Below are 14,917 nucleotides of genomic sequence, written 5' to 3' on the forward strand. Positions count from 1 at the left end.
CGGTATCGACGCAGGCGCTTTGTGCGGACCGGCTGAGAAAGCCGCCGTCAACTATCCCACATCGCTATCTTCCTGGCCACGACGGCGCCGCTCTTCGCGTTGACGAAGAATACGGTCAGCCCCAGCTGGATGGCCCAGTGCAGGTTCTGCCTTTCAGGGGTGGAGCTGCCGGGCTCCTCGGGCATGAGGACGAGGGACAGGCTCCTGTGGTCCTCCTGTCCCATCGCCTCCTCGAATGCGACCTCGTCGAGGCGCCTGAGTGCCTCGGCCCTGGTGATCTTCTCCTTCTTCTCCTTTTCGCCGCCTGCCCACAGACCCTGGCGGTCCAGCTCGTCCAGCCTCTTGTCGCTCTCGTCCAGGTTGCTCTTGGCCGCCATCTTGATGGTCTTCAGGGCGTTGGGACGGCCGTATTTTATCGCCGGGTCCACGTCCACGCTTTGCCTCATGTCGCTCGCGGAGAAGCTCCTGGCCGCCCCCGAGCCGTCCTTGAATACGATGAGCCCCGAGCCCAGCATCCTCACGAAGTGCCGCTTTTCCAGGACGAGGAACTGCTGATAGAATTCTCGAGACCCGGCCAGGTTTCCGACCGAGTTCTCGCGCACGAACGCGAAGGGCTCCGGCGCCTCGGTTAGCAGGCGGCCGAACTCCTCGGAGAAGCGCCGGCGCATGCCGCGCTTGTGCACCGCCTCGTCCAGGAAACCGCGCCTCTTCGCCTCCTCGGTTATCGCCCTGGCGACCTTCTTGTATTCCAGCTCGCGCTTAGATCCCTCGAGGTAGATTTTTGCGCCGGCGAGCGCGGCCTCGAAGAAGTCCTTGGGGGTCGGCATGTTCGTGGCGTAGTGGGCCCCGTGGTTCATGAGGATGGACATCGCGACGTCCGCGGCATCCCTCCCGTTCCCCAGCATCGGCTCCAGCGCCTTGCGCACGCCCCACCAGAAGCCGCCGTAGACCTGGCCCAGGCTGTGCACCTCCGAATCGACCTCGTTGTACCTGAGGTCGTTGTTGACGTTGCGGAGGCCCCTGTCGGTCCCGTACTGCTCACCCGTGTTGGGGAGGAAGTCCTCGCTTATCACCGGGTTGTTCGCGTAGAATGCCGCGATCGAGTCGGCGAATCCCTCGTGGATCGCGCCGCCGTCGCCGGCGTACCAGGAGGCGAGCTCAGGGTTCATGCAGTGCAGGATCGCGTGCCCGCACTCGTGGCGGACGATGTCGGCGTCCTCGGCCAGGTGCCAGGCGCCGAACCTCGATTTGTCGCCGGTGCCGAACGTGAGATGGCCGGTCCTCGGATCGAACCACGCGTTGACGTCGCGGGCCGCGTTGACGTGGGCATATATGGGCTTGATCGCCGAGATGATCCTGGCCATATCGAAGCCTAGCTTGTCCTTGAGATAGAGTATGAGGCTCGTGAGCGAATGGTAGCACTGGACCTGGTCGAACGGGTCGCTCGTGAGGCGGGAGGTCTTGTCCACGTAGGGAGGGCGCAGGAAATTTCCCCGCAGTCGCGTCTGCCCGGTGACGTGCACCCATTCGCCCTTGAGCGACTGCGCGTTCGGAGGGAGGCCGGGGAGGCTTATCTGTCGGACGTGCCCGAAGCTCGTCACCTCGTTCTCTTTTTCCCACACGTACGCGGCGAAAGGGTCGTCGTCCGGTCCGGAGTCGTCGGGCGGCCGTGCCTGCTGCGCTTCAGGAGGCAAGCCGGGCAGTGCGGCGGGCGGTGCGGTGGGCGGCAAGCCGGGAAGCGTGCCGTTTACACGTGCGGCAATTGCGGCGGCGCTTGTTGTGGCGATCGGAGCAGCGATTGCAGGAGTCAGCGCAGGCGGAGGAATGGTGCTTATCGTGGTTGCCATAACCCCTCCTTTCAACCCCCCGGGGTGGATAGTGATTAACACGAAATGCAGGAAAAGTCAATATTTGCCGTCAGGCGGGGGTGCCTTAAGAAATCAGGCAACAAATCCGGCGGGGCATCGATAATGAGGCTAGGGAGGACTGAATGACTCTAACAACGGTTCCGACACCGGCTTTCTATCAGCGCGCATTTTTCCCGACGCCCGCAGTCATTCCATTCGCAGGGCTGAAACTGCCGATTGAGGCGGAGAAGCTTTTCAAGAACGCCGGCAGGAGTATGGCGTCGGCGATAGCGGCGGGCAGACCTTTCCAGGAGCTGGACGACGAGGACTCCAATCGGTTGCATGCCGCGGGTTCGCGCTTCGGATACAGGGACGGCATGGTGACCTCGTCGCTGGCGTTTCGGGTCGGCAAGATGATGCGCTTCGGCAAGGCGGCCAGATCCCCTCTCTGGAGGAGGACCTGGGCCGTGCTGGAAGAGCGGTTCTTCAACGGCGCGAGCTTCTTCAGGCGCGACGGAGAGGTCCGGCCCGTTGAGGTCCGGTTGAATCCGGACAAGCCCTTTGCCGACGGGGATACCGCAAAGATAGTGAGTTTCAAACAGGGGGACGGGTGGGTGGATTCCAAGGTCAGCGTGAGGATGGACGGGATAGACACGCCCGAGTCCAATCCGAGCGAAAAGCTGAGGAGAGGGGTGGCGTACATATCGAGATATCTGGGTGAGGAGCACGCGGTCGACCCGGCCGACATGGATGCGTTGGGTCGTCTCGTCCAGGCGCGCATCGTCTATCTGGGAAAGATCTCCGGTATCGTTACGGCGGGCTTCGGCGCGCACTTTGCGGACATCGGCGTCAGGCTCGGGCCCGCGTACACGCGCGTGGCGAAAAAGGTGCCCGCGCTCTGCGACTCGCTGGACATATGGGACCGCTACGGCAGGATCGTGGGCAGGATCATGGCGGGCGGTGAAAACCAGGGCGAGGATCTTCTCGCCGGATTCATAGAGGCGGTCCTGCCCGGTGTGATGGCGGGCGCGGAGGGGGAATATCTTGCGGCCTACAGGGAGAAGACGAGGCCCTATGCAGCGCTCTTGAGAAGATGGAAGGCTGACAAGCCGGAACTCCATGGAATATTGAGCGCGAAAACGGCGCCAATCCCGACAAGGATATTTTCAAAAAATAAGTGCAAACGACTGGCCCGCCTCTGGGCTGAGTTCTGCGCGGAGAATCCCAGGGCGATAAACGACATCCAGACCATGATGGCGCTCATCGGGGTCACGCCGCCGTATCCGAAGTACAGGGGGCACCTCACGGCGATGGACCTCTCGGCGGAGCTTTACGCGCTCGGCCGCGCGCCTCAGGTGCAGGAGAGATACGGGATGACCTTCGACCCCATGTACATATTCGTGAGGCCGGTTGCTGACCCCAACGATCCCGATCGCAGCCCGGTCTATTCCAGGTATCCCGACATGTCCGGCGTGGCCGATATATCGGAGATGAACCCTCCGGATTGCACCGCCGAATCGTGCCGTGCGAAAAAGGGGAAAGAAATACGACTCAGGCCGTTGTCCTGAAGACAGAAGGCGCATTGAGATTCTTTTCACCGGCTCTTTGTCCGACGCCCGCCCGATCGGCGCCAGCTGCCCCGTGCGCCAGCCTCGTGTCGGGCATACCGCGCATCGCCGCCGGGCCGGGACCGGCTGTCGTCGATTACGGCGACGCATGTTACGCAGCCACCGCCCGCCTCGCCCAGATCGAGAGGCGCTTCATCGAGCGTCTGTCCAATCCGTTCGTCGCATTCGACCTTCCAGTAGGCGACATGCCGTGCGCAGGCGAGGGGCTCTCCGCGCCCAGGGCCTCGTGGCCGCAGCTCATCGCGGACCCCGATCTTGCGCACGCGCTGCCCCTTGAGGCGCCTTCGATAGCTGCGCAGGAGGTAGTGCTCCCCGGCGCCAGGGGCCGGCCTGAGATGCTGCTCGCAGGGGGCATGACCGTCATCCGGAATCCCGACAGCTTCGAGGACCTCTGCGATATGCTGGGCATGAGCAACCACGGCGCTCAGCCGCCGTACGGCCTCTTCCGCGACAGCAGGGATGTGAGTAAGTACCTGGACAGCCTCGTGGGCGACACAGCTCTCGCCCCCCTGGGCCGGAAGAAGAAGAAGGGTGCCGTGGGCGAGCTTATCCTCGTCAGCGAGCTCGTGAGGGAGCTGAAAAACGAAGAGTGCTGCCTGATACACTCAGTGGATGTCCCGTTCAGGGAGCAGGACGGCCGCGAGAGCTTCCGGAGGCCGGATCACATACTGCTTCATCCGAGGATAGTGGCGAGCCTGGAGACCAAGAACCAGAGGCCCCACGCGTGGGATCATGTCAAGGGGGCCAGGATCGACTCGGCCCTGAGCGAGGTGGGCGAGGCCGCGTCGGCGATAGAGGAGACGCTCCGCCGGGAGACCGGAGAGGACGATGTGGAGGTCGTGCCGATCGTCTGCGACACGGGCAGGTCCATGAGACCGCCGGGCCTCGAGATCAACACCTCCGTAACAGAGCCTGTCTACGAGGAGATCCCCTGGGACGCGGATGCAGATCCCACGATCAGGTCCCCGCTGCTCGGCCGTCACGGCCGGAGGAAGGTCCACTACACGGACAACGGCGTCTGGATCGCCCGCTTCATAGTCGCGAGCAGCAGGCCGGCATACGCGCCGGAGCAGATCGAGCGGTTCAGGGACATACTCCTCGCCCTCAAAAGGAGGTCCTACTGACCTCTGCACGGATTTCTTCCCGTGGGCATGGTTTTTTTCCACGATATGAATATAATCGGTCGTGAAAGGGGGCGAGATGCAGGGCATATCCAGACGAAGGATAATACTCGCAGGGGCGTGCCTCATCATTGCGTGCGTCTGTCCGCTCTTCATCCCGCTTGTCCTGTGGCTCCCGATCCCGGAGGGGCCTGCGACCGTAATATCGGGTCTGCTCCTCTTCGGCATCCCCGAGCTCTTCACAGTGGCCGCGATCGCAATAGCGGGCAAGGAGGGCTACCAGCTGCTCAAGGGCAGGGTGCTGGGCCTCTTCAAAAAGGTCGTCGCGCCGCCGCGGGTCTCCAGGCCGCGCTACATCGCAGGACTCGTGATGTTCAGCCTGCCGCTCATGCTGAGCCTCTTCATCAGCTACAGCGAATCCCTCTTCGCCGAGTACTCCCGCCACAGGATCGCGGTGAACCTCACGCTCGACGCGGTGTTCGTCGCAAGCTTCTTCGTGCTCGGGGGGGAGTTCTGGGACAAGCTCCGCTCGCTCTTCGTCTTCAGGTCCAGGGCGGTGTTTGAGGACGTGCGCCGGACACGATGAACCTGCTTCATGGTGCTCGACTTGATAACTATGAAGCAGGTTCGATCAGTGAGGTGTAAAATGCGCAGTCTATCGTTCCTCGTGATCATGCTCCTCGCAACGTCGGCCTGTGCGCAGACAAAGGTCGGAGGTCTCTGCGAATACGAGAAGTTCCCAGGCGTGTGCACGGTGACGCAGGTTGATCCCGACGGGACCGTCAGCTTCACCTACGACGGCGCGATCGGCGGCCAGGCGGTCTCGCTCGCCGGCAACACCACGGCCGGGGAATATCGGGAAGGCGATGTGGCCGACTGCGATCTCCAGTTCATCACGACGGGCGCGTGCACTCCGTGCCTCGTCTCCATCGGCTCCTGCGGCGAGGAGGCGTGGGCCGCCTTCACGGCGTGGGCGGCAGGGAGGGTGAGCGGCGGATGCTCGCTCCTGGCCGGGAAATGAACTCCGAAGTCGCCGGACCGGCGCTGCGGGGGCCTGCTATCAGCCCGCAGCCTCCGCCCGTGCTCTCCCCGGCGGCATGGCCCGCCTGGTAGATTGAGAAGTGGGATATCTCCACCATAACCAGGTAATGTGTTTCGTCGACTTTTACGATGAAGCGCGCCGGGATCGCCGTCCATTTCTGAGCATCGGCATCGTACGCAAACACGAAGATCCGCTCCAGGTCCCATCCGGCCGCCTCCATGTCCTGAAGGCTGACGGGTATGTAGGCCGTGACAGGCTTTTCGAATTGCAGTCCGCTCGGGCTGAACGCGATTGCGACGCCTGTCGTGGCGCCGATGGTGGGATCCAGCTCCGGAGGGGCGTCGATGACCCCCATCCGGATTTCGGTGTCCTCGACGAGCGCGCCCGCGGGGATCTCGAGCTTCAGGCCGTTGAGCGGGTCCGCGGCGTTCGCAACGCCCACCACCCCACCGGTGGCTGCGGGCACCAGCTCGCCGGCATCCGCCTTGGCGACGTAGCGCAGGACGCCGTCGGGGGCGCTCTCGACCGCGCCGTTGCTGACCGCGAGCGTGAAGGCGTAATTGCCCCCGACCGGAAGCGTCACGGAGATGGACTTGGCCCTCGGATTCGCGATTAGGCCGGTCATCGGATTGGCGGACGACTCCTTCCAGAGATAGGAAAGCGTGCGGCCTTCGGGATCGGTGGAACCCCCGCCGTCTAGGGTGATCGCATCACCTGCGAAGGAGACGCCGTCGGGGCCAGCGTCTGCCATCGGCCCCTGCGGGGAGACCGCGGTGACGCGGACGGAGGCGCTCGGGCTGTCCAGGTAGCCGTTGTCAACGACCAGCGTAAAGGCGTACTGGCCTGCAATCGTAGGTTTCACCGAAGGGTTGACGGAACGGCGGTCGGTGAGCAGGCCCTTCTCGGGGTTTGAAATCCGCTCGTCCCACAGGTACGAGAGGGGCAGTCCCGCCGGATCGGAGGATGCGCTGCCGTCGAGGATCGCCGTCTCCCCCACGACGATGGTCTGATCCTTGCCTGCGTCGGCGATCGGCTGGTCGGGCAGGGCGACGTTGAGCGTAGCGCGCGGCGGTTCAAAGCCGCCGTGGAAACAGAGTGCGCTGATGGCGGTGCTGCCGGCCGCTATCGCAGTCGCAAGGCCCGAATCACTGTCGATCGTCGCGACCGCCGTTTCCTTGCTCTTGAATTCGCATTCGAGGATCACGTCGGCCGTCGTCCCGTCGAGGAGGGTGCCGGTCGTCGCGTACTGCTGCGTCGCCCCCGGATAGACGGTCTTGGATGAGGGCATCAGATCGACGGAGACCGGATAGGGCGCAGCCCAGAAGGGGTCGAAGGTCACATTGGCCGAGACTGGGTCGCACCCGGCGTATCCGGGCCCTGCGGCACAGCCCCACCAGTTGTTGGTGGCGTCGACCGACGTCTGGTGCGGTTCCGTAGCGTTTATGCCTAGGGCGTTGCCTGTAAAATTATTAGAGGATATATCATTGTTCTCCGACGGGTACCATGTGCCCGCCTGCCAGCTTGCGTCGGCCTTGATGCCCTCTGCGCTGTTGCTGGAGATGGCATTGCCCGTGATTGTATTATTTGAGGAGCCGAGCAGCCTGATGCCGGTCAGTGAGTTCCTGATTGTGTTGCCTGTGATGGTTTGCGAACTCGGTCGCCATAAATTTATGCCTATGCTCGCTGCGTTTGAGATGACGTTGCCATCGGTGACAAAGTTGCCGTGGCAATTTTCCCCGATGAAAATACCGTCGCGATTGGAAGTGACGGTGTTGGTCTTTATGCGGTTTCCGGTTGAGCTTTCGGCTATCGCACCCCCCGCGGCCGCGGCATTATCCAGCGCAATGGCGTCAAGCCCGCTGCTGCAAACGGTGTTCGACTCAATGGTGTTGCCCGAAGAACCTGCCAGCGCGACGCCGTAAAGGCTGTTATCGATATCGTTTGAAAATATGGAATTGCCCGAGCCCGCTATTATCACGACGCCGCTGGCGTCGCCGGTTATCAGATTGCCTGCGACCGTGCACCCGGTGACACCAACAGGGTCGCCAAAAGAGCCGAGCAAGACGTCCGCATCCATTGGAGTCGATCCCGAATTTTGCACCGTGAAGCCGGAAAGAGTGACATCGTCGGCTGTGATCTGCACCACCACCCCACTCGATCCCCCGTCGATAATGGTGGCGGCCGCATCGGCGCCGGAAAGGGTGAGCGGCTTGTCCACCGTGATGTTCTCGTGATACGTTCCAGCCGCGACATTTATCGTGTCGCCTGGCGCGGCGGCGTCGATGGCCTCTTGGATGCTCCTGTGCTCTGCTGGAACATTTATGATCGCCGCCCCGGCCGATCGCCCCGAGGCGACGAAGAAAGCCACGGACAGCAGCGCCATGCCTGCGATCCAGAACACCACAGGACCGAATCTCTTTGTTATGCCCACGATCCCTCCCTTCGGGCGCACGACCGCCGGCCCGCATCCGACGCATTTATATTGTGTATATCTGCATTATTCATCCGCAGTGGGCTTCAGTCAAGGCGTCTTTGCCTGATCAGGGGAATTATTTTTGTCCCAGGAGAGGTCTGGATGGGATTGCATTTTCCGCGTCAAATGTGTGAAATGCCGGTCATCGGGAGGATATATGGGCGAAAAAGGCCAGACCAGCAGCATGGTGATATTCTGCGACTTCGAGAACGTGGCGCTCGGCGTGCGTGAGGCCAAGTACGAGGCCTTCGACATCAGGAAGGTGCTGGAGCGGCTGCTCCTCAAGGGCAACATCGTCGTCAAGAAGGCCTATTGCGACTGGGAGAGGTACAAGGATTTCAAGAAACCGATGCACGAGGCGGCGTTCGAGCTGATCGAGATCCCGCACGTTCGCCAGTCCGGAAAGAACTCCGCCGACATCCGCATGGTGGTCGACGCCCTGGACCTCTGCTACACGAAGTCGCACGTCGACACGTTCGTGATCGTCAGCGGCGACTCCGACTTCTCCGCGCTGGTGAGCAAGCTCAGGGAGAACAACAAGGTCGTGATCGGCGTTGGCGTGAAGAACTCCACATCGGACCTCCTCATATCGAACTGCGACGAGTTCATCTTCTACGACGATCTGGTGCGAGGCGCCGCCAGGCAGGACAAGGCCAGGCGCAGCAGGACAGCGATCGGGAAGACGGCGCGCAGGCCGGCAGGCGCGGGAGCGGGCGCAGGCGCAGGCCCCGGCGAGGCGGAGAAGCGCCAGGAGGCGCTGGACCTGGTCATGGAGACCGTCGAGGCGCTCTTCGCCGAGCGGGGCGAGGAGGAGAAGGTCTGGGGCTCGATGGTCAAGCAGGCTCTGAAGAGGCGCAAGCCGGGCTTCAACGAGAGCTATCACGGCTTTCGCAGCTTCGGCAGGCTGCTCGAGGAGGCCCAGGCGCGAAAGCTCCTGGCTCTGGAGCTGGACGAAAAATCCGGCGGCTACATCATCAAGAGCTTCTCGCACGATTGAGGGGAAAGAATACGTCTCCCGGGACTCAATTGTTCGGAAACAATATGTGAGTTCACATGTCCTCCGTGCCGAAGAAACCGTCCATTATCATCGCGGGCAGCGCGATCAGGGCCCGCAGGGCCGTCACCGACCAGAAGATGCTTCTCATCATGATCCGTTAGGACGCTCCGGCGACGACCGGAATTCAGTCCCGCAGGTAGTGGCAGGAGTAGCCCCCCGGATTCTTCTGCAGGTATTTCTGGTGATACCCTTCCGCCTCGTAGAAGGGCTCTGCCTGTGCGATCTGCGTGACGATCGTTCTCCCGCCCCATCTGGCCGACCTGCCGGCCCTCTCCATGGCGCTGACGGCCGCCCGCCTCTGCGCCTCGGAGTGGTAGAATATCGCGGAGCGGTACTGGGTGCCGATGTCGTTTCCCTGCCTGTCCGTGGTCGTGGGGTCGTGGAGGCGGAAGAAATAGTCGAGTATCTCGTCGTAGCCGATCCTGGCTGGATCGAACGTGACCTCCACCGCCTCGGCGTGTCCCGTGTCGCCCCGCTTGACCATCTCGTAGGTCGGTCGGGCGATTCCCCCGCCGGTGTAGCCCACCCGCGTGCCCACCACACCCGGGACGCTGCGGAGGATCTCCTCCACGCCCCAGAAGCAGCCGCCCGCGAGAGTCGCTTTTTCGAGCCCCCTCTCTGTATCCCCGTGTGCCATGCGCCGGTTGATACAGGAAACGGGGTAATATGGCAACGGGACAGGTATTTGCTTTATCTGCCGTTGATCTTGTTGTAAGCGGGTGCGTACGAGGTTCTTTTCGAAGGAGGTCTGAATGCGCATCGTCTTTGCTCTTTTGGCTGCAGCGTTGATGGTCGTAGCCTCGGGCCCCGCTCAGGCGATCGAGGTCGTCTCTGCCAACGGCTTCACCTGCACGCAGCAGCCCGCGCCGGGCAACAGGTCGCTCGTGGAGTGCATCGGCCAGTTCCCGGGCGTCGCAGGGCTCTTCGCCGGCACCGGCTACGACATCGTGCACGTGGAGTACAGCCCGGACAACAAAAAGCGCTACTTCTTCATGTCGGAGACCGGCTGCCTCATCCTCAACGCGAGCGACAACACCGCGCTCGCCACCGACAGGTCCGGGACGAAAAAACAGTTCCCGGCTTTCATGGATGCGATGGGGTGGTGCTACGGCGGCGGGCAGCCCGCACCCGCGCCAAAGCAGCAGCCATCCCAGGTCCGGTAGCGGCGGGGAAGGGGCCGGGGGAGATTCCTGCATGGGTCATCGGACGATATCGGCGGGGCGTTAAAATATGCAATATTCGATCGCATTGGACCTGCAAAAGAGGATGTGCGAGATCGTGCGCAGGCTGGGTCTTGCGCATGTCGATTGCAACCGGGTCGTCTGTTTCAGGAGCGTGGGGAGCAAGACCAAAAGGGTCATAGCCAGATGCCATGCCCTGCCGAAGATCATGCAGCTGGCCATGGAGGTGAAGGCCTGGTATGCGATCGAGTTCCTCGAGCGCTTCGAGCGCCTCACCGAGGCCGACCAGGACATGACGATCATCCATGAATTGATGCACATCCCGAAGACCTTCGGCGGCGGCTTCAGGCACCACGATTTCGTCTCCCGCAGGAACGTGGAGAAGATGTATAAGACGTTTCTGCAGTCCCGGGCTGCATCGTGAAGAACCGCTCACAGGCGCATCGGCGGCGGCAGCGGCGGCCGGGACGCGGAGTAGGCGCCTATTCGGCCTTGACCTCTATCGACTCGATCGTGTCGCCCCTGCGGATATTCTCCACGACGTCCATGCCGGAGATCGTCCGGCCGAAGACCGTATAGCCCCCGTCGAGGAACGGGGTCGGCTTCAGCGTGATGTAGAACTGCGAGCCGCTGGATCGCCGCTCGGGGTTCACCTGGTCGCCGGTGCGCGCCCAGCTTTCGCTGCACCGCCGGAGGGCTATCAGCTGCGGAATGAAAAGACAAGCCGGGAGATGGGGGGCAAGCGGCCGCCTGTTCAGGAAGGCAGCCCGTGGATGGACGATCGAGTCTCAGCGCGCAGTCAGGAGTGCTCATTGGAGTTCGCCTCGTCGGCGACATCCGCATCCGGCTGCTCTTCGGTCTCCGGGACGGAGAAATCGACAGGATCGATGTTGAATATCTCGTTGAAGACGATGTCGAAGTCAGGCTGGCGCCCGTGGCTCTTTATCCGCTTCTCATAGGCCGCGAAAGAGGTTTTCAGGGCGCGCCTCACGCGTTTGATTACCACTCTGCGCATGGGATGTCTCATGCCGGACTCATCCGTTATTCCCGCCCTCTTCTCGACTTCATTCGGATCGATGTCGAGGAGCTGCAGGATCCACGAGTTATACTTGAGGAAATCGCTTATCATGCCGCCGAACCTCTCGCTCCCCCTGGCGAGGACCAGCACCTCCAACAGCGGTTTCAGGTGCGCGCTGTTGTCTGCCGATGGCGCGTCCATCCTTATGAGGTGGAAGAGCACGTCGAGTTCGCCTTCCGTGAGCTTTCGATTGTCCCGGCCCTTTTTCTTCTTCTCCTTGAACTTTTTGGGTTTCTTGCTTCTGGCGATCCTCTCCTCGTTTTCGATCTCCCACTTTACCCTTCTGCCCTCTTCAACCTCGTCGATCGCCTTGCCGTCTAGGAGGTCGTCATAATCGTCCATGATGATCTGATAGATGTTCTGGTAAAAATAGGTGTTCACGATGTGAGGGAAGACGGGGGGACTGAACGCCCTGGTGCAGGACCGTGCGGGCCACAGGAGGTCCGAGGCTTCGGCATGGTCCATGAAAAGATGGCCGAGATGCATGGACTGGCCGGAGATCTTTAATTTGTCCCTCAGCGCATCGAGTTTTTCCGAGATCTCCTTGTTGCCTTCCTCTGCGGTCATCTCACCGTCCTTGACCTTTTGCGTTATGCCGTAAATTTTGACTTCGACATCACTCATATCCTGAAGGATCGGATCGCGCTCCCAACTGGTCCCGCTTATCTCGTTCCACGTGGCTGTGGCGGATCCGTTGCCGCCGATGTTGTTGACCAGCTCCATTGCGGCCACCCCTTCGTTGGTGTCCCATCCCAGATAATACCTGAGCGAGGAGCCGAGGGGGTCGTAGATGAATGACCTGAAAATTCTATTCGATGAATAAGATGACGTAAAGATGGCGCCGAGGCCGCTCAGGAGGACTTCGAGGCCTGCCCTGTGAATGGGATACCCGGCCTTGCCGCTGTCCTCCCAGGCCTGTTTCATTCTCTCTACCAGGGGGATCTTCCCCTTCAGAACGCCGCTCATGAGCAGCGTTATCATGAGAAACCCCATAGTCATGAAAATGCCCCTTGTGAAGAGCAGGGCGATGTTCTTCGGGTCGTCCAGATTGCTCTGAATGACTTTCCCGAGGGGGGAGGTGAGGGCGTTGACCATGATCATCAGGAATGCGAGATTGTAATCGACCTTTCTGGGGTCGAGCGCTTTGAAGAGAGAAATCACGGACTGCTTAAAGAGACTCCACAGGTTTTCGGCGCCCACCGGGTCATGGCCTGCGAATATGCCGAGTTGCGATGTGAGCGAATGGAATACGCGCGGCCCCAGGGTCCGGTCCACCTTTGCGAGCCCTGAGTTGAGCAGCAGCATCAGCGCGCCTCCGTAGAATATGCAGGACCTGATCACCCTGTCCAGCCATGGGTCCATGCCCTCAGGCTGCATAGCGTTGAGCAAAGATGCATCTGCCGGGATCTGAGCGTTGGAAACCGCAGTTCCGAGAAATGCGGCAGCGGGTATTGCAAGGAAGCTGAACAGGACCGGCCACCAGGTTTTTGTGGTCGCCCTGTTGATCTTCGGCACGAAGAGGAGGAGGAAATAGAGGAAAGCGACAAAGGAGGGGTGTCTCATCGCATCCTTCACCATCTCGAGCCAGTCTGCGTTCAGCAGTTTTGTCATGAGATAGGTCGGCAACTGGCCGCTTTCCATGCTCAGGACGTGCCCTATGGACTGCACATTGTCCTGGAGGTTCTGAATGCTCAGGGGTTCGACGAGGCTGCTGTGGAGAGATGACATCCAGCCCGGAATGTTTTTTATGATATTCCCATAGCCTTCAATAAATGCACAGGCGGTGTCGACGAAACTGGTCCCTATGTCGGGCCCGTTGCTGATGATTAGCATCGGCACTAACCAGAGCGCTGATTTCTCGAACATCAGAATCAGTTTGCTCGCGTCATCTATGTAATCGACCGCGTCCCTTTTGGGCAGACCGTATTTGAAGGCGGTTTTGGCCTGCTCCGTTTCCCATCCCCGCTTCAGCATGTTTATCAGATAGACCGCTGCTGCGGTGCCGCTGCCCACCACTATGCCGGGCCACTCAAAACCGCTCAGGATCGCATCGATCAGCGATCCCGCCACGAGGCCGGTGGCGCCTGCCTTGAGGGAATCGACCAGGCCTTCCGAACCGGCGTTGCGGACCGCTTCCACGGAACGGCAGATGAGCCCGGATAAGAGGGAGACCTTTTTGCCGAGATCACCCAGCTCCTCATCGTCATAGATGCGCATTCCGTCGGAAAAATCATTCAGGGCCGGATGCTTCAACACTTCCCGTGCGCCGGACGTCATTTCGAAAGGGGCGCTCGTCGCGATTCGGGAAAAAGGGAGAGCAGATATCAGGTAGCCCGTGCCCAGGAAGAGGCGGGTTGCGGCCGATCGGTATGAGGCCACCAGATTTCTGTACCTGTTCAGATATTCCTCGATGCGCTTTGCGTCTGTGTGGCTGGCAAATTTCGCTATTATCTTGTCTATGCCCTCTGGGACATGGATTGCCTGAATATCATTCAGGAGCTCTCCGATCGATCCTATGTGCTTCATGACAGCCGCATTGTCTTGGCGGTGGTGCGCGTAGAAGAAGAGCCGTGACATGAGCTCGATGCAGCTTATTCCTGCGAAGAGATGGAGCTCCTTGATCTCGTCATCGACCGCCACGCCTTCGTCGCGGAGCGCCTGTTGCCACGGGATTTCGCTTTCCTGCTCCAGCGGCCCATGAGCGCCCTCCGCTCGACTTTGAGCAAGCGCCTTTTGCTCTTCGGCATATCTCTCTCCCAGAGTCTTGAACTCGGCAAGCATCTCATCGCAGCGCTTCTCCAGGGTCGCGATGTCCGGATTCGCGGCGTCGGACGTATAGCCGGCTATGTTCTTGGCCTTGAGTATTTTGGCCTTCACCAGGTCCAGTTCGGTATAGCCGCCTGCAGGTGGATTTTTCAGGAAATAGTCGAGTCTGTGCACGTTCTCCGCAGCGAACTTAGAGTCAGACAGGTTCGACGATTCGAGGACTGCCTCGGTGACCAGTATGGCGCCGTCGTTTATGTGCTGGTAAAGCGGCGTGGAAAAAGGGGCAGCGTCGATAGCGGTGTGAAGCTCGTACAGGGCCAGACGGTAGCTGCGAGCTGCGGCATCGAACTCAAAATCGTTTCGGGCTTTTCTCGCGCTGTCGATAAGATCCCGGACCTGCTCCATTCGGGCTTTCATCTCCCGGGAAAGCCGGACGCTTTCGGCAAATCGCTGCCCGGCTGTGATCTTTGAGGCGCCGAACCGCCTTTCAAATCGCGTCCTGAAAGACATCTCCACCGGATCAAACGAATCGTCTGTGACGGAGCTTGTGCGGGCCATCCTTGCGGGGGAACTCCGGGCGAGGTCTTCAAGTGAGCGCGCGTACGGGCAGTTCGCGGCGATCGACCCCGGTGAAATGAAAAATGCAGGCGATGCAGCCGTATTCACCGGCAGGATGCTTTGAGCTGTTATCGGCCTGTGCATTTATTCCTCCTGACCGATGTCG

12 protein-coding genes are annotated in these 14,917 nt (G+C 61.0%); 7 read left to right on the plus strand and 5 right to left on the minus strand.

The features are described 5' to 3' along the window. Positions 1-47: 47 nt before the first annotated feature. On the minus strand, positions 48-1,847 hold the full coding sequence (locus JXA24_06275; GenBank protein ID MBN1283358.1) for a hypothetical protein: 1,800 nt from the start codon (positions 1,845-1,847) through the stop codon (positions 48-50). A gap of 275 nt (positions 1,848-2,122) precedes the next feature. Between JXA24_06275 and JXA24_06280 the strand changes: the two genes are divergently transcribed. The 4 genes from JXA24_06280 (at position 2,123) to JXA24_06295 (ending at position 5,617) form a co-directional block, all read left to right on the plus strand. Then, positions 2,123-3,415 (plus strand): hypothetical protein, encoded by a 1,293-nt coding sequence (locus JXA24_06280; protein MBN1283359.1) that lies wholly within the window; start codon positions 2,123-2,125, stop codon positions 3,413-3,415. A gap of 86 nt (positions 3,416-3,501) precedes the next feature. Beyond that, complete coding sequence (locus tag JXA24_06285; protein MBN1283360.1) at positions 3,502-4,599, plus strand: NERD domain-containing protein; 1,098 nt, start codon at positions 3,502-3,504, stop codon at positions 4,597-4,599. A 76-nt stretch (positions 4,600-4,675) separates the two neighbouring features. After that, a complete protein-coding gene (locus JXA24_06290) occupies positions 4,676-5,182 on the plus strand; it encodes a hypothetical protein (GenBank protein MBN1283361.1) in 507 nt (168 codons plus the stop codon). Positions 5,183-5,242: 60 nt separating this feature from the next. Further along, positions 5,243-5,617 (plus strand): hypothetical protein, encoded by a 375-nt coding sequence (locus JXA24_06295; GenBank protein ID MBN1283362.1) that lies wholly within the window; start codon positions 5,243-5,245, stop codon positions 5,615-5,617. On the opposite strand, the gene JXA24_06300 is transcribed toward JXA24_06295, so the two are convergent. Beyond that, positions 5,559-8,069 (minus strand): right-handed parallel beta-helix repeat-containing protein, encoded by a 2,511-nt coding sequence (locus JXA24_06300; GenBank protein MBN1283363.1) that lies wholly within the window; start codon positions 8,067-8,069, stop codon positions 5,559-5,561. The two genes, JXA24_06295 and JXA24_06300, sit on opposite strands and share 59 nt — an antisense overlap. A 199-nt stretch (positions 8,070-8,268) precedes the next feature. Here JXA24_06300 and JXA24_06305 point away from each other — a divergent pair, with 199 nt between their 5' ends. Next, positions 8,269-9,108: an NYN domain-containing protein gene (locus JXA24_06305; GenBank protein MBN1283364.1), complete on the plus strand. Its 840-nt coding sequence runs from the start codon at positions 8,269-8,271 to the stop codon at positions 9,106-9,108. 184 nt (positions 9,109-9,292) lie between these two features. Here the strand turns inward: JXA24_06305 and msrA are convergent, their stop codons facing one another. After that, positions 9,293-9,928: a peptide-methionine (S)-S-oxide reductase MsrA gene (gene msrA, locus JXA24_06310; protein MBN1283365.1), complete on the minus strand. Its 636-nt coding sequence runs from the start codon at positions 9,926-9,928 to the stop codon at positions 9,293-9,295. Here msrA and JXA24_06315 point away from each other — a divergent pair. Together JXA24_06315 and JXA24_06320 are read left to right on the plus strand one after the other, a co-directional pair. Continuing rightward, the gene (locus JXA24_06315; protein ID MBN1283366.1) at positions 9,921-10,331 is read left to right on the plus strand and encodes a hypothetical protein; all 411 of its coding nucleotides are present in this window, start codon (positions 9,921-9,923) and stop codon (positions 10,329-10,331) included. The genes msrA and JXA24_06315 overlap by 8 nt on opposite strands. Positions 10,332-10,398: 67 nt before the next feature. After that, positions 10,399-10,773: a metallopeptidase gene (locus JXA24_06320; protein ID MBN1283367.1), complete on the plus strand. Its 375-nt coding sequence runs from the start codon at positions 10,399-10,401 to the stop codon at positions 10,771-10,773. A gap of 58 nt (positions 10,774-10,831) precedes the next feature. Here the strand turns inward: JXA24_06320 and JXA24_06325 are convergent, their stop codons facing one another. After that, entirely contained in the window at positions 10,832-11,131 is a 300-nt protein-coding gene (locus tag JXA24_06325) for a peptidylprolyl isomerase (GenBank protein MBN1283368.1), read from the minus strand. Positions 11,132-11,148: 17 nt separating this feature from the next. Next, positions 11,149-14,895, minus strand: a complete 3,747-nt coding sequence (locus tag JXA24_06330; GenBank protein MBN1283369.1) for a hypothetical protein — start codon at positions 14,893-14,895, stop codon at positions 11,149-11,151. Positions 14,896-14,917: the final 22 nt, after the last annotated feature.

This window comes from Pseudomonadota bacterium, assembly GCA_016927275.1.
In the GTDB taxonomy this organism is placed as follows: domain Bacteria; phylum UBA10199; class UBA10199; order 2-02-FULL-44-16; family JAAZCA01; genus JAFGMW01.

Excerpts from the sequence above, each read along its gene's own strand:
- JXA24_06330 (MBN1283369.1), bottom strand. The coding sequence starts at position 14,895 with ATGCACAGGCCGATAACAGCTCAAAGCATCCTGCCGGTGAATACGGCT.
- JXA24_06280 (MBN1283359.1), top strand. The coding sequence starts at position 2,123 with ATGGCGTCGGCGATAGCGGCGGGCAGACCTTTCCAGGAGCTGGACGAC.
- msrA (MBN1283365.1), bottom strand. The coding sequence starts at position 9,928 with ATGCGCATTCAGACCTCCTTCGAAAAGAACCTCGTACGCACCCGCTTA.
- JXA24_06295 (MBN1283362.1), top strand. The coding sequence starts at position 5,243 with ATGCGCAGTCTATCGTTCCTCGTGATCATGCTCCTCGCAACGTCGGCC.
- JXA24_06315 (MBN1283366.1), top strand. The coding sequence starts at position 9,921 with ATGCGCATCGTCTTTGCTCTTTTGGCTGCAGCGTTGATGGTCGTAGCC.
- JXA24_06305 (MBN1283364.1), top strand. The coding sequence starts at position 8,269 with ATGGGCGAAAAAGGCCAGACCAGCAGCATGGTGATATTCTGCGACTTC.
- JXA24_06320 (MBN1283367.1), top strand. The coding sequence starts at position 10,399 with ATGCAATATTCGATCGCATTGGACCTGCAAAAGAGGATGTGCGAGATC.
- JXA24_06275 (MBN1283358.1), bottom strand. The coding sequence starts at position 1,847 with ATGGCAACCACGATAAGCACCATTCCTCCGCCTGCGCTGACTCCTGCA.
- JXA24_06290 (MBN1283361.1), top strand. The coding sequence starts at position 4,676 with ATGCAGGGCATATCCAGACGAAGGATAATACTCGCAGGGGCGTGCCTC.